The organism is Stenotrophomonas sp. G4 (assembly GCF_003428825.1).
In the GTDB taxonomy this organism is placed as follows: Bacteria; Pseudomonadota; Gammaproteobacteria; order Xanthomonadales; family Xanthomonadaceae; genus Stenotrophomonas; species Stenotrophomonas indicatrix.
In genome coordinates, this window is record NZ_CP031741.1 from 2,984,252 (window position 1) to 2,997,983 (window position 13,732).

A 13,732-nucleotide genomic window follows, 5' to 3' on the forward strand; every position below is an offset into this window, starting at 1 on the left:
AACAACCTCTGCAACGCACGCTGCACGCACCGAAGACAGACGGCACGCGACAACCCGGCGGACGCCCGGCCTGACACCTCCGGCGCCGGTCCGGCACCCCGCCAGCAAACACTGCCAAGCGCATGATCCTGCGTCATCGCGAGTTGCCCCTTATCGATGCCCAACGCCCCTTCTGTGAACCGGGCGCAGCATGCGCCGTCCCGGCCAGCAGGGCCAAGGCCAGGCGCAGCAGTTCCCCCTGCATTGCCCTACGCAGACCCGACACAAGCATCGTTCCCCCGGGGTATCCGGACAGACTACCCGAAAAAATGAGAACGTCGTCAGCTGTCCTTGCCGTTCTTCTGCGCCAGCCGCGCCATGCGCTGGGTATCGGCCAGGATGCCGCGCAGCAGGCGCACTTCCTGCTCGCTGGGCTCACTGCGCAGGAACAGGCGACGCAGCTTGCGCATCGCCGACTCGGGCGCGCGTCCCTTGTGGAAATCGATCTCGTCCAGGGTGTCGCCCAACTGCGCGAAGAAGCTCTCCAGCTGATCATGGCTGGCGGTCTGCTCGCGGCTGTCCGGCTCAGTGGCGGCCACCGGCTGCGCGCCGAGCAGCTGCATGCGCACTTCATAGGCCAGCACCTGCACGGCCGCGGCCAGGTTGAGCGAGCTGAACTCCGGGTCGGACGGAATATGCACGGCGGCATGGCACAGCTGCAGCTCCTCGTTGGTCAGGCCGGTGCGTTCACGGCCGAACACCAGCGCCACCTCGGCGCCCTCGCTGGCCTTGGCCACTGCGCGGGTTGCGGCATCTGCCGGCAGGAACTCCTCCAGCTGGACCCGGCGCGCACGCGCGGTGCACCCCAGCACGAACCGGCAGTCGGCCACGGCTTCGGCCAGGGAGGCCACCACCGGCGCGTCGCCGAGCACGTCCTCGGCGCCGGCCGAGCGCCGGAAGGCCTCTTCATCAAGCGGCTTCTCCGGCGCCACCAGGACCAGGCGGGCCAGGCCCATGGTCTTCAGGGCACGGGCGGCGGCCCCCATGTTGCCGGGGTGTTGGGTACCGACCAGGACGAATCGGAGGCGAGTGGCAGCGGGAAACTGGGACATGAACAGGGAAAGGGTCGAGCTGGACGAAGACCAATGGTAAACTGTGCGGCCGGCCACTGCGCCGGACCTGCTCTTTTCCCCCGCCAGCCCTTCTCTTCTGCCCTTCCGGGAGCCCATGCCATGCAGAAACCCGCCGTCACCGTCATGGTCAAGGCCGCCCGCCTCGCCGGCAACGTCCTCTTGCGCAACATCAACAAGCTCGAGGCACTGAATGTAGTCCAGAAGGGCCGCATGGACTACGCCAGCGAAGTCGATGCGGACGCGGAAAAGGTGATCGTCAAGGAACTCAAGCGCGCCTACCCCGAGTACGGCATCTTCGGTGAAGAAGGTGGCGTGCAGAGCGAGCGTCGCCACATGTGGGTCATCGACCCGCTGGACGGCACCAGCAACTACCTGCGCGGCGTACCGCACTACTGCGTGTCGATCGCCCTGGTCGAGAACGGCGAGCCGACCGACGCGGTGATCTTCGACCCGCTGCGCAATGAACTGTTCACCGCCAGCCGTGGTGCCGGCGCCGTGCTCAACGACCGCCGCATCCGCGTGGCCGACCGCAAGGATCTGGAAGGCACCATGATCCACACCGGTTTTGCCCCGCGCGAGCGTGCCCGCGCCAGTGCGCAGCTGAAGTCGCTGGACGCCCTGCTGGTGCACGCCGAGGACATCCGCCGCTCGGGTTCGGCCGCGCTGGACCTGGCCTACGTGGCCTGTGGCCGCGCCGACGCCTACTTCGAGGCCGGCGTGAAGGCCTGGGACATCGCTGCCGGCGTGCTGCTGGTGCGCGAAGCCGGTGGCAAGGTCTGCGACTTCAAGGGCGCGACCCCGGCCCGCATGGACAACCGTGGCCCGGACACCCAGCAGATCGTGGCCGGCAACCTGAAGGTGGCCGAGTCGCTGCAGAAGGTGCTGGTCAACACGGGTTACGCTGCCGAGTTCGACGCGAAGTTCTGAGTTCGGGCGTAAAGCAGTTCATGGAGACGGCACCTGCGAAGGTGCCGTTTTCGTTTGTGCGCCCACGCGCCGGTAGCGCCGGGCCATGCCCGGCGGATCATTTCCGCGACCGCGGAGGGGCGTCACTTTTCTTTTCGCGCGAAAAGAAAAGTAACCAAAAGAAACGCGCCGCCGGCCGCGAGCCGTCGCTACGCGCCGGTGCCCTGCGCTTCTCGGCGAATCAGGGGACGGCGCCGAACTCGCTGCGCTCAGACATCGGCGCCTCTTCGCCCCTGATTCCCCTGCGATGCTCGGCTCGCTCAAGGCGGGCCGGAAGATCAAGATCAACGGCAAGAGCATCCACGCATGGCGTGGATCTACTGGGTGCAGCTGTGGCATTTGACCTTGAGTCCGCCTTGAGCGAGCCGAGCACCGCAGGTCCGGCGAGGGCGAAGAGGTGCGGGTGTCTGAGCGCAGCGAGTTCCCGCACCGTCCCTCGGCGGACCGAGGAGCGCAGGGCACCGGCGTGCGCAGCACGTCGGCTCGCGGCCGGCGGCGTGTTTCTTTGGTTACTTTCTTTGCACGAGCAAAGAAAGTGACACCCCTCCGCGGTCGCGGAAATGATCCGCCGGGCATGGCCCGGCGCTACCGACGCGTGGGCGCGCAAACAAAAACGCCCGGCGCGAGGCCAGGCGTTCCTGCACTGCTCTACAAGCGGAGGCTTATGCCACCGTCGACGCCCGCAGCGCGGCGATGCGCTCTTCCAGCGGCGGGTGGCTCATGAACAGTTTCTTCGCCGCCGAACCGGCAATACCGAACGCGGCGATCTGCGTCGGCAGGGTGCTCTGGCCGTGGTTGAGCTGCAGCCGTTCCAGCGCCGAGATCATCTTCTGACGGCCGGCCAGCGATGCACCGCCTGCATCGGCACGGAATTCGCGGTGGCGCGAGAACCACATCGAGATCATCGTGGCGAACAGGCCGAACACCATCTCCAGCACGAACACGATGATGTAGTAGGCAAAGCCGCGGCCGCCGCCTTCGCGGTTGCCCGACAGCGCACTGTCGATGATGCCGCCAACCACACGGGCCAGCACGATCACGAAGGTGTTCAGCACACCCTGCAGCAGCGCCATGGTGATCATGTCTCCGTTGGCGACGTGGGCGATCTCGTGGCCGAGCACGGCTTCGGCTTCGTCCTCGCTCATGTTGTGCAGCAGGCCGGTGGACACCGCCACCAGCGCGTTGTTGCGGTTGGCACCGGTGGCGAACGCGTTGATCTCCGGGCCGTCATACACCGCCACTTCCGGCATGCCGATACCGGCCGCCTTGGCCTGGCGCTCGACGGTGGCCAGCAGCCAGCGCTCGGTCTGGTTGCGCGGCTCGGTGATCACCACCGCACCGGTGGAGCGCTTGGCCATCCACTTGGACAGCAGCAGCGAGATGAGCGAACCACCAAAACCGAAGATGGCAGCCATGACCAGCAGGCCGCTCATCCGGCCGGGGTCGACCCCTATCAGCGACATCACGATGCTGGCGAGGATCAGCACGGCAAAGTTCGTGGCCAGGAACAGCGCAATACGGGTGAACATGGGAATTTCCGGCTTGGAAGGGGTTGATATCCGTCAATCTGCGGTGCAGTCAGCTTGAATTCAAGCGCCAACCTGACCGACGATTCAGCTGCATGACCTCCTCCCTCTCCTGCGGCCGCTTCGCGCCCTCGCCCACCGGCCTGCTGCATCCCGGCTCGCTGCTTGCCGCCTTCGGCAGCTGGCTGCTTGCGCGCCATCATGGCGGCCTGTGGCGGTTGCGCATCGAAGACGTCGATCCACCCCGCACGGTGGCCGGCGCCGCACAGGCGCAACTGCAGGCGCTGGCCGCCTTCGGCCTGCTTCATGACGGGCCGGTGATCTGGCAGAGCGCGCGTGGCGACGCCTACCAGACGGCGCTGGACCGCCTGTTGGCCGATGGCCACGCGTTCGTCTGCCACTGCAGCCGCAGCGATCTGGCCGCCAATGGAGGCATCCACCATCGCTGCGTCGCGCGGCAGGCACGACCGGACCCGGCCGTCCGCTTCCGCGTGCCGCCCGGCAGCATCGTGCGCTTCGAGGATGGCCTGCGCGGCCCGCAGCAACAGGATGTCCATGCCGAGGTCGGTGACTTCGTACTGCGCCGCGCCGACGGCTGCTGGGCGTACCAATTGGCGGTGGTCGTCGACGATGCCGCGCAGGGCGTGAACGAAGTCGTGCGCGGCGCCGACCTGCTCGATTCCACCGCCCGGCAGATCCTGCTGCAGCAGGCGCTGGACCTGCCGACGCCGCGCTACTGGCACCTGCCGCTGCTGCTGGATGCACCGGGCCACAAACTGTCCAAGTCACTGGCCGCGCTGCCGGTGGATGCCGGCGAGCCGGTACCGGTGCTGCGCCGGTTGTGGGAACTGCTGGGCCAGCCGGGCACCGCACTGGACGGCATCGACGACCGCGACGCGCTGTTGGCCGCCGCGCAGCGCAGCTTCAACCCCGGCCTGCTGCCGCGCGCGGACATTCTGCTGCCGGCCGGCGCACTTTCCGCGCCGATGTTGCAGAATCCCCCTTCCCCCACCTGACATCCGGACAGCTTTCCATGACATCTCGCGTCGCACTGGTCACCGGCGGAACCGGCGGCATCGGTACCGCCATCTGCCAACGCCTGGCCGACCAGGGCCACCGGGTCGCCACCAACTACCGCGATGAAACCAAGGCCCGCGCCTGGCAGCAGGCGATGACCGAACGCGGCTACCACGTGGCGATCTTCCCGGGCGATGTCTCCGACTCTGCCAGCGCCGAAGGCCTGATCCGCGCGGTCGAGGCCGAACTGGGCCCGGTCGAGATCCTGGTCAACAACGCCGGCATCACCCGCGACACCACCTTCCACCGCATGCGCGCGGAGCAGTGGCACGACGTGATCAACACCAACCTCAATTCGGTGTTCAACGTCACCCGCCCGGTCATCGAGGGCATGCGCCGACGCGGCTGGGGCCGGGTCATCCAGATCAGCTCGATCAACGGCCTGAAGGGCCAGTACGGGCAGGCCAACTACGCCGCCGCCAAGGCCGGCATGCATGGCTTCACCATCTCGCTGGCGCGCGAGAATGCAGGCTTCGGCATCACCGTGAACACGATCTCGCCCGGTTACGTGGCCACCGACATGGTGATGGCGGTGCCCGAGGAAGTGCGCGCCAAGATCATTGCCGACATCCCGACCGGGCGCCTGGGCAAGCCGGAAGAAATCGCCTACGGCGTGTCCTTCCTGGTGGCCGAAGAGGCCTCGTGGATCACCGGCAGCAACCTGGACATCAACGGCGGTCATCACATGGGCTGGTAAACGGCGCCAGGGCCTGAAAGCCCGTGCTGCACCCTGCCGTTGGTCATGCTGCGCAGCACGCAAAGCCTTGCTGCGCAACATTCCGGCAACGGAAAGCCAAGCCTGGCGGGGGCTGGGGCGGTTGCAACCGCTGCTGCACTGCGCCATGCTGCGCGTCTACTGTGACGAGTACCGCTTCATGGCTGCGACCCGCATCATCAAGAAGTATCCGAACCGCCGTCTGTACGACACCGAGATCTCCAGCTACATCACCATCGAGGACGTGCGCCAGCTGATCCTCGACGGCGAAGACTTCGAAGTCCGCGACGCCAAGAGCGGCGACGACCTGACCCGATCGGTCCTGCTGCAGATCATCGCCGACCAGGAGCAGGACGGTGAACCGATGCTCTCCACCCAGCTGCTGAGCCAGCTGATCCGCTTCTACGGCGATTCCCTGCAGGGCTTCATGGGCAACTACCTGGAGCGCAGCATGCAGGTCTTCCTCGACCAGCAGCAGCAGTTCCGCCAGCAGATGGGCAACCTGCTGGGGCAGACGCCGTGGGCGATGATGAACCAGCTGACCGAGCGCAACCTGGAGTTGTGGCAGGAGTTCCAGCGCAACATGGGCAGCGGTTTCGGTGGCCCGCGTCCGGGTGGCACCGGAACGGGCACCGGCGCCGGTACGGCCGGCAAGCCGAATGATCCGACCGGCAGCACCGGCACCGGCGGCAAGACCCGCCGCTGAGCCCCCGCCCCGGCGGATACGAAAACGGCGCGCCATCGGCGCGCCGTTCTGTTTTGAACGCCTCCACGCGGGGCGTGGTTCTACTTCCTGCAGCCCTTGCAGACCCGCTCGACCTTGTACCCCTTCGCCCGCAGCTTCTCGACCACGCCGTCGTTGCCCAGCAGGTGCAGGCCGCCCACTACCACCAGCGTGCCGCCCTGCCCGGCCTGCAGGTACGGCAGCAGCTTGGGCACCCACGCATCGTTGCGGTCGGTATTGATGCGCTGGTACAGCTGCGGATACTTCTGGCGCATCTCCACGCCCATCCGGCTCCACAGCAGGCGATCGTCACCGCGGCGCCAGGCCTCATGCAGCATCTGCGCCTGGGCGTCCCCCTTGCCCGCTTCGTCCAGGGCCTCGGACAGCATCTGCCGCTGCTCCTGCACGCTCATGCCATCAAGCAGGTTGATCTGGCTGGACATGTCTTCCAGGCCTGCGGTCTTCTTGCCGGCCTTCTGCGCCCGTTGCATGAAGTGCCGGTCCAGCCCCAGTTCGGGGTCCAGGCCCAGCTTCTGCATCTGCCCGACGGTGATGGTCAGGCCGACGAACCACGCTTTCATGCCCTGCAACTGCGCCAATGGCAATTTGTTCTGCGTCGCATAGGCCTGCAGCTTCTGCCAGGTCGGCGCATCCAGGTCACGCTTGAGTTCGCTGCCGTCCTTGCGCGTAGCCACCTGCACCATCAGGCTGGCCATCTGCGGCGACTGCAGTTCCTCAGGGGTCACTTCGAACAGCACACGCTGGGAAGCGTCGAATGCCTGCTCGACCTCGGTCGACAGTGGATAGTCCTGCGGCTTCAACAGATGGAAGGAACCCAACAGGTACAGGCGCGCATCTCCCTGCCCGGTGACCTTCCACAGCAGCGGCACCGGCGGCTTGCCGGCCGTGGCTTCGGCCGGCGCATCGCGCGCGACGGCCAACGGACCGACGGCGCAGGCAGCGAGAAGAACGGCACTGCGCAGCAACAGTTTCATCAACATGTTCAACCCTCTCCTTCAGGCAGGTGATACGTCTTTTCACCCGCTTCCACGCGCAGGTCCAGGCGGTTTTCCGGCGGTGCCAACGGACAGGTCGCATAGGCGGTGAACGCGCACGGTGGGTTGTGGGCGTGGTTGAAGTCGATCGTCACGTGGCCGTCGGCCGTGGGCGCATCGGTATCCAGATAGCGGCCGGCAGGGTAGCTGCCGTGACCACTGGTACGGTCGGCAAAGATCAGGAACAGCGGCTGCCCCGGTTCGCCGATCGCTTCCAGCCGCCAGCTGCGGCCGTCGCGATCGAATTCCACGGCACCAGCGTTGGGCATCTCGGTGGTCAGGCCGGTGATGTCCACGATCGGCAGGGTCTTGCCTGGCGGATGCGCGATGAAGCGCGCCTGCACCTGCCATTGCGTGCCACCGGGCCAGTACTGCAGGCCGGCGAAATCGCGGCGCGCCGGTGCATCGGCATGCTTGACCCGCAGTGCGTCACGCGGGCCGCGACGGATCAGGCTGAGCTGGCCCTTGCCACCATCGAAGGCCAGCAGGGTCGGCTGCGGATCCTTGTCGGTATCCATGCGCACACGCCCGCGCACAGGCTGTCCATCAAGGGTGACATCCGTGCCGGACTCCGGCGTGAACCACCACTGGTCGCCGTCACGGCGCAGCAGGCCCAGCTTGGCCGGCCCCACCGCCAGGCGGATGCCGCTGGTGTCGCCGCTGCCGACGAAGTGCGATCGGTTCTGCAACCAGTGCAGGCCGACCAGCGCGGTCCAGCCATCGGGCCGGGTCAGGTCCTGGTAGCGCAGCACCCGCCATTGCTGTTGCTGTGCGGCGAAGGCCGGATCCTCAACGGCAGCCGGTGCCGGCGTGGGTGCCGGGCTGCAGGCCACCAACAACAGGGCCGCCAGCAGGCTGCCCATTCGGCAAAATCGCATCGGTGCTCCCCTCAACGTCCGCGCAGGAACCAGCGGTCGATCTCCGCCAGCGAAAAACGGGCCCAGGTCGGTCGGCCGTGGTTGCACTGGCCGGACCGCTCGGTGATTTCCATGTCGCGCAGCAGCGCGTTCATTTCCGGCACGGTCAGGCGCCGGTTGGCACGCACCGCGCCATGGCAGGCCATGGTCGACAGCAGCTCATCGCGCGCAGTGGCGATGCGACGGCTCTGGCCGTGCTCGCGCAGGTCGGTCAGCACATCGCGCAGCAGGCCTTCGGGTTCGGCATGGGCCAGCAGCGCCGGGATGCTGCGCACGTGCAGCGCGCCCGGTCCGGCACGGGTGATCTCGAACCCGAGCGCGGCCAGCGTATCGGCCTCCGCCTCGGCGGTATCGGCCTCGCGCTCGCCCACCGCCAGGGTGATCGGCACCAGCAGCGGCTGCGACTGCAGGCCGATGCCATCGTGCGCATTCTTCAACCGCTCGTAGCCGATGCGTTCGTGCGCCGCATGCATGTCGACCACGATCAGGCCTTCGGCGTTCTCGGCCAGGATGTAGATGCCATGCAGCTGGGCAACGGCGTAACCCAGCGGAGGTACGCCGGCGTCGGCACTGGTGACCGGCAATCCGTTCTCCATCGGCATCGGCGGCAGTGCTGCACCACGCTCGGCACCCGCTGGCGACGCATACAACGCAGCGTAAGCAGCGGGTGCGTCGGCCACCTGCAGGCCCAGCGGCTGCTGCGGGCGCCAGCCTGAGAAGCCGCCACCGCCGCCGCCCTGCCCGGCACCGGGCGCCGGGCCGCGCACGTAGCCGAAGCTGGACGCCGTCGCGCCCGGCATCGCCGCCGCAGGGTCGCCTTCGGCCGGATGCGCCGCGCCGGCACCGATCTCCTGCGCGGTCATGCCGGCACGGGTGTCGGCCAGTGCATCCTTCAGGGTGCGGTAGACGAAGTCATGCACCAGCCGCGAATCGCGGAAGCGCACCTCATGCTTGGCCGGGTGCACGTTCACGTCGACGCGCGTCGGGTCCAGTTCCAGGAACAGCACATAGGCTGGCTGGCGGCCGTGGTACAGCACGTCGCCGTAGGCCATCTTCACCGCGTGGGCGACGCTGCGGTCACGTACGGAACGTCCGTTGACGTACAGGTACTGCTGATCGGTGCTGGCGCGCGAATAGTGAGGCTGGGCGATCCAGCCATGCAGGCGCAGGCCGGCACTGCTGTGGTCCACGCGCACGGCCTGGTTGGCGAAGTCCTCGCCCAGGGTCTCGGCCAGGCGCACGTCCGAATACAGGTCGCCCGGCTTGTAGCGACGCGAGGCCTTGCCGTTGTGCGAGACGCGCAGTTCGACATCGGGACGGGCCAGCGCCAGCGAACGCAGCCACTCTTCGATATGCCCCAGTTCGGTGCGCTCGGCGCGCAGGAACTTGCGCCGCGCCGGCACGTTGTAGAACAGCTCGCGCACTTCCACCGTGGTGCCGGGCGCATGCGCGCGCGGGGTCACCTCGCCGATCTTGCCGCCTTCGATCTGCAGTGCCGAACCGTGCTCATCATGGGCACGGCGCGAGGCCAGGGTGAAACGACTGACCGAGGCGATCGACGGCAGCGCTTCGCCACGGAAACCCAGCGTGGCCACCGCTTCCAGCTCATCCAGGTTGGCGATCTTGCTGGTGGCGTGCCGCGAAACCGCCAGCGGCAACTGTTCTGCGGCAATGCCGCTGCCGTTGTCGCGGATGCGGATCAGGCGCACACCGCCTTCTTCCAGCTCGATATCGACGCGGCTGGCGCCGGCATCGATCGCGTTCTCAACCAGTTCCTTGACCACCGATGCAGGTCGTTCGACCACTTCACCGGCGGCAATCTGGTTGATCAGGATTTCCGGCAGCGGCCGGATCGGACGCGGATCGGGCGCGTTCATGGGCAGGCAAGGCAGGCAGACGTCATGCCACGATGATAGCGGAGCGGCGCCAGGTAGAGTCGAGATGCAGCGTACGCGGCGCCAGTCAGGCGTGGCCTGGCTTCAGCGGACGCAGGCGATCAAGCGGGTTACTTGCTGCCGCCCGCCACGGTGCTTGCAGCATCGATCTCGGCCTGCGCGCGCGCGGCGTACAACGTGCCCGGCGGCGGTTGGCGGCTGAAGAAGGTGTGCACGCCATCCAGCACCGCACCGGCGACCTTGCGCTGGTAAGCCGGGTCGATCAGGCGGCGCTCTTCATCCGGGTTGGAGATGAACGCGGTTTCCACCAGCATCGCCGGCATGTCCGAAGTGCGCAGCACGGCGAAGTTGGCGCGCTCGATGTTCGGCTTGTGGTTGTTGCCGATACGCTTCAGGCCGCCCAGCACGTGCCCGGCTGCGTCCTCGGAGGATTTCATGTAGCCGCTCTGGGCCAGGTCCAGCAGGACGTTGGCCAGCGTGCCTTCGGTCTGCTGCAGGCGCACGCCACCGACCAGATCGGCCGCGTTTTCCTTGTCCGCCAGCCAGCGTGCACGCTGCGAAGACGCGCCCTTGGTCGACAGCACATACACCGACGAACCGGTGGCCGAGCGGTTTTCGGCGGCGTCGGCATGGATCGAAATGAAGATGTCGGCCTTGTTCGCACGCGCCTTCTGCGCACGCATCGGCAGCGGGATGAACACATCGCTGTCGCGGGTGAGGAAGGCTTTCAGGCCAGGCGTGGCGTTGACCTGGCGGGCCAGTTCACGCGCCACCGCCAGGGTGACGTCCTTCTCGCGCTTGCCGGTCGGGCCGATGGCGCCCGGATCCTGACCGCCATGGCCAGGATCGATCGCCACCACCAGGTGACGCATGCCCGGCTGCATGCGGATGCGCGAGGCATCGCTGGGCATGGTCGGACGCGGCGACTCGGTCGGCGCAACAGGTGTCGGCACCGGCTTCGGCTGGGTGGCCACAACTGCAGTGGTGACCTGACCAGCCAAGATGGCTGCCGGCGACGACGTCGGGGTGCTGCTGGCGGTGGTGCCTGCTGCCGCCATCTGCACCGGGGTGGTGCTCGGCGCCGGCGTCGGCGCGGCGGGTGCCGCAGCGCTGGCACTGGCCTGCTGCTGGACCTGCGCGGTCAACAGCGCAGTGGCTCGCGCGGCATCACCACGGGACTGTGCGGTTTGTGCCGGGGTCGGGCCCGGGACCGCAGCCGGACTCACCGAAGATGCCGCTGGCGGCTGCGTCGGCGCAGGCGTCGGCGCGGGGCGACTGGCGGCCACGGCCGGGCCATCACCCAACCACTCGATCACCAGCTTGGATTCATTGCCTTCGCGCTGCATCTGCGGGCGGAAGGGGGCGACCGTCTCGGCCAGGTCGAATACGACACGGAAAGTGCCCGGCACCGGCTGCCCGGTACGCACCGCAGTTACCACGCCCTGCGGCGACGGCATCTTCAGGTTGCGCACCGCGCTGGAATCGGGGAAATCGACCACCAGCCGGTTCGGACCGGCCAGCGACAGGGTCTTGTAGCCACCACTGCCGACCAGCGCGATTTCCGCGCGGGTTCCGGTCGCACCGGAATTGAGCAGCACCTGGCGGACCTCACCGGCCCACGCACTGACGCTCGCCAGACCAAGTCCGACGGCGGCACAGATGGCAATGAGTCGATTCCCCGGGCGCATGACTCAGGATTCAATCACCGCACTGAACGGAATGCAACACCTTTTTCCTTAATAATCCGTAACCTGCCGATCTTTGTTCTCGTCAGCCGACAGAAAGGGCCTGCAAGTCGCCACCTTCGGGAAGCCGCTGCAGCCATTCACGTCCTGTGTCGCTGATGCCAGTGAGACGAACGCGACGCCCCTGACCTTCAATCTCCAGTGCGACCACCAGATCGGTTGGCGGCAGCGCACCGGCACCGCGCTCTGGCCATTCGACCAGCCACAGCACGGCACTGCCCTCGTCCAGCCCGAGGAAATCCAGCTCGCCGGCCTGGCCGATGCGATACAGGTCCATGTGCCAGGCCTCGCCGCCAGTGGACAGCGGATAGCGCTCGATCAGGGTATAGGTGGGGCTGCGGATCGCCCCCTGCACGCCCAGCGCCCGCAACAGCGCGCGCGCCGTGGTCGATTTGCCGGCGCCAAGATCACCGCGCAGCTCGACCAACGCCTGCGGCGGACGGGTGGCTGCCAGCCATTGCCCCAGCAGTTCGGTGGCGTTGCTGTCAGCAAGGAAGAATTCGGTCATCGGGAACGTTCCGGGTTGGCCAGCCGCCGCAGGGGCGCCAGCAGATCAGTGGGAAGCAGGCCGCGGGCACCGTCGGCGGCGGCGACATCGCCGGCCAGGGCATGCAGCAGCGCACCGCCTGCCGCCGCATCGAACGCAGGCAGGCCCTGCACGCGCAGGCTGGCGATGATGCCGGTCAACAGGTCGCCCATGCCACCCACCGCCATTCCCGGGTTGCCGGCCGCAATCAGCCGCGGTGCATGGCCGGGCGCGGCGACGATGCTGCCCGCCCCTTTCAGCACTATCACCGCGTGATAGCGCTCGGCCAGCGCCTGCGCGCTGGCATAGCGATCAGCCTGGACTGCCGCCGTGGTGGTTTCCAGCAGGCGCGCAGCTTCGCCGGGGTGCGGGGTCAGGATCGCATCGGGCAGCGCATGTGCATCCTGCGCCAGCAGGTTCAACGCATCGGCGTCGATCACCAGCGGCAGGCCTGACTGCAGCACACGCGCATACAGCGCGCGCGCCCATTCGTCCTGGCCCAGGCCCGGGCCGATCGCCACCACCCTGGCTTTTGCCAGCAACGCCGGCAGCGCTGAGCCATCTTCCAGCGCGTGCGTCATCGCTTCAGGCAACCTCGCCAGCAGCGGGCCGACATGGTCGCGGCGGGTGCCGATGCTCAGCAGGCCCGCGCCAGCGCGCAGCGCAGCTTCGGCGGCCATCGCGATGGCACCGCCGCTGCCATGGTTGCCGCCCACGCACAGCACATGGCCGGATTCGCCCTTGTGGCTGTTGGCACGGCGCGGCGGCAGCAGATCGGGCAGGCGCGACTGGGTCCAGCACTCTGCAGCAGCGACGACACCCTGCCAGGCCGCATCGGCCAGCGTCAGTGGTGCCAGATGCCTGCGCCCGGTGTATTCCAGTGCGTCGCCGGTGTACAGGCCGCGGTGGGCAACGATGAACTGCACTGTCAGGGCCGCGCGTACGGCTGCGCCCGGCACGCAGCCATGGTCGGCGTCGACACCGCTGGGTACGTCCAACGCCAACACCGGCGCCTGCTGCGCGTTCAGCGCCTCGATCAAGGCCAGTGCCGCGCCCTCTGGTGCCCGGGAGAAGCCAAGGCCGAACAGGGCATCGACCCATAGATCGGCCTGGGCCAGTTCGCCGTTGAAATCAGTGACGGTGCCGCCCGCGGACCTGAAATCCGCTGCGCCGCGCTGCGCCAACGCCGTGGAAGGTGGGCTGCCCGGCAGCGCGATCAGCTGCACCTGCCGCCCGGCCTGCAGCGCATGACAGGCCAGCACATAGCCATCGCCGCCATTGTTGCCGCTGCCAACCACCACGCCGATCCGCCGCGCCTGTGGCCAGTGCTGCAGCAGGCTCTGCCAGGCCGCGTGGCCCGCCTGGGCCATCAGGCCCCAGCCACCATCGCCCGCCAGCGCGGAGGCCTGGGCATCGAGTATGCGTGCGGCACGGGAATCGAACAGATCGGCGAGGTTGGCCATGCAGGGATTTT

At 67.7% G+C, this 13,732-nt stretch carries 12 protein-coding genes; 4 read left to right on the top strand and 8 right to left on the bottom strand.

The genetic code is table 11. The features are described from left to right. Window positions 1-320: 320 nt before the first annotated feature. Window positions 321-1,091 (bottom strand): RNA methyltransferase, encoded by a 771-nt coding sequence (locus D0Y85_RS13840; protein ID WP_117310871.1) that lies wholly within the window; start codon window positions 1,089-1,091, stop codon window positions 321-323. A 120-nt stretch (window positions 1,092-1,211) separates the two neighbouring features. On the opposite strand from D0Y85_RS13840, the gene D0Y85_RS13845 reads away from it, so the two are divergent. Continuing rightward, window positions 1,212-2,039 carry an inositol monophosphatase family protein gene (locus D0Y85_RS13845; RefSeq protein ID WP_025876387.1) on the top strand — a complete coding sequence of 276 codons (828 nt, stop codon included), beginning with the start codon at window positions 1,212-1,214 and terminating at the stop codon, window positions 2,037-2,039. Window positions 2,040-2,740: 701 nt separating this feature from the next. On the opposite strand, the gene htpX is transcribed toward D0Y85_RS13845, so the two are convergent. Then, the gene (gene htpX, locus D0Y85_RS13850; protein ID WP_117310872.1) at window positions 2,741-3,607 is read right to left on the bottom strand and encodes a protease HtpX; all 867 of its coding nucleotides are present in this window, start codon (window positions 3,605-3,607) and stop codon (window positions 2,741-2,743) included. Window positions 3,608-3,699: 92 nt separating this feature from the next. On the opposite strand from htpX, the gene gluQRS reads away from it, so the two are divergent. The 3 genes from gluQRS (at window position 3,700) to phaR (ending at window position 6,102) form a co-directional block, all read left to right on the top strand. Further along, on the top strand, window positions 3,700-4,620 hold the full coding sequence (gene gluQRS / locus D0Y85_RS13855; protein WP_117310873.1) for a tRNA glutamyl-Q(34) synthetase GluQRS: 921 nt from the start codon (window positions 3,700-3,702) through the stop codon (window positions 4,618-4,620). 17 nt (window positions 4,621-4,637) lie between these two features. Next, window positions 4,638-5,378 (top strand): acetoacetyl-CoA reductase, encoded by a 741-nt coding sequence (phbB, locus tag D0Y85_RS13860; RefSeq protein ID WP_025876381.1) that lies wholly within the window; start codon window positions 4,638-4,640, stop codon window positions 5,376-5,378. A 178-nt stretch (window positions 5,379-5,556) separates the two neighbouring features. After that, complete coding sequence (gene phaR, locus D0Y85_RS13865; protein ID WP_117311939.1) at window positions 5,557-6,102, top strand: polyhydroxyalkanoate synthesis repressor PhaR; 546 nt, start codon at window positions 5,557-5,559, stop codon at window positions 6,100-6,102. Between the two features lie 80 nt (window positions 6,103-6,182). On the opposite strand, the gene D0Y85_RS13870 is transcribed toward phaR, so the two are convergent. The 6 genes from D0Y85_RS13870 to D0Y85_RS13895 form a co-directional block, all read right to left on the bottom strand. Then, complete coding sequence (locus tag D0Y85_RS13870; protein WP_117310874.1) at window positions 6,183-7,121, bottom strand: TraB/GumN family protein; 939 nt, start codon at window positions 7,119-7,121, stop codon at window positions 6,183-6,185. Window positions 7,122-7,123: 2 nt separating this feature from the next. Beyond that, window positions 7,124-8,053 (bottom strand): DUF1684 domain-containing protein, encoded by a 930-nt coding sequence (locus D0Y85_RS13875; RefSeq protein ID WP_117310875.1) that lies wholly within the window; start codon window positions 8,051-8,053, stop codon window positions 7,124-7,126. 11 nt (window positions 8,054-8,064) lie between these two features. After that, window positions 8,065-9,969 (bottom strand): DNA mismatch repair endonuclease MutL, encoded by a 1,905-nt coding sequence (gene mutL, locus D0Y85_RS13880; protein ID WP_117310876.1) that lies wholly within the window; start codon window positions 9,967-9,969, stop codon window positions 8,065-8,067. A gap of 128 nt (window positions 9,970-10,097) precedes the next feature. Beyond that, complete coding sequence (locus tag D0Y85_RS13885; RefSeq protein ID WP_117310877.1) at window positions 10,098-11,675, bottom strand: N-acetylmuramoyl-L-alanine amidase; 1,578 nt, start codon at window positions 11,673-11,675, stop codon at window positions 10,098-10,100. An 82-nt stretch (window positions 11,676-11,757) separates the two neighbouring features. Continuing rightward, the gene (gene tsaE / locus D0Y85_RS13890) at window positions 11,758-12,240 is read right to left on the bottom strand and encodes a tRNA (adenosine(37)-N6)-threonylcarbamoyltransferase complex ATPase subunit type 1 TsaE (protein WP_117310878.1); all 483 of its coding nucleotides are present in this window, start codon (window positions 12,238-12,240) and stop codon (window positions 11,758-11,760) included. Then, a complete protein-coding gene (locus D0Y85_RS13895; protein WP_117310879.1) occupies window positions 12,237-13,721 on the bottom strand; it encodes an NAD(P)H-hydrate dehydratase in 1,485 nt (494 codons plus the stop codon). The genes tsaE and D0Y85_RS13895 overlap by 4 nt, the downstream gene beginning before the upstream one ends. Window positions 13,722-13,732: the final 11 nt, after the last annotated feature.

Coding starts and splice junctions, on each gene's coding strand:
- D0Y85_RS13885 (WP_117310877.1), bottom strand. CDS start 11,675: ATGCGCCCGGGGAATCGACTCATTGCCATCTGTGCCGCCGTCGGACTT.
- D0Y85_RS13875 (WP_117310875.1), bottom strand. CDS start 8,053: ATGCGATTTTGCCGAATGGGCAGCCTGCTGGCGGCCCTGTTGTTGGTG.
- D0Y85_RS13895 (WP_117310879.1), bottom strand. CDS start 13,721: ATGGCCAACCTCGCCGATCTGTTCGATTCCCGTGCCGCACGCATACTC.
- D0Y85_RS13840 (WP_117310871.1), bottom strand. CDS start 1,091: ATGTCCCAGTTTCCCGCTGCCACTCGCCTCCGATTCGTCCTGGTCGGT.
- gluQRS (WP_117310873.1), top strand. CDS start 3,700: ATGACCTCCTCCCTCTCCTGCGGCCGCTTCGCGCCCTCGCCCACCGGC.
- D0Y85_RS13870 (WP_117310874.1), bottom strand. CDS start 7,121: ATGTTGATGAAACTGTTGCTGCGCAGTGCCGTTCTTCTCGCTGCCTGC.
- phaR (WP_117311939.1), top strand. CDS start 5,557: ATGGCTGCGACCCGCATCATCAAGAAGTATCCGAACCGCCGTCTGTAC.
- D0Y85_RS13845 (WP_025876387.1), top strand. CDS start 1,212: ATGCAGAAACCCGCCGTCACCGTCATGGTCAAGGCCGCCCGCCTCGCC.
- mutL (WP_117310876.1), bottom strand. CDS start 9,969: ATGAACGCGCCCGATCCGCGTCCGATCCGGCCGCTGCCGGAAATCCTG.
- tsaE (WP_117310878.1), bottom strand. CDS start 12,240: ATGACCGAATTCTTCCTTGCTGACAGCAACGCCACCGAACTGCTGGGG.
- phbB (WP_025876381.1), top strand. CDS start 4,638: ATGACATCTCGCGTCGCACTGGTCACCGGCGGAACCGGCGGCATCGGT.
- htpX (WP_117310872.1), bottom strand. CDS start 3,607: ATGTTCACCCGTATTGCGCTGTTCCTGGCCACGAACTTTGCCGTGCTG.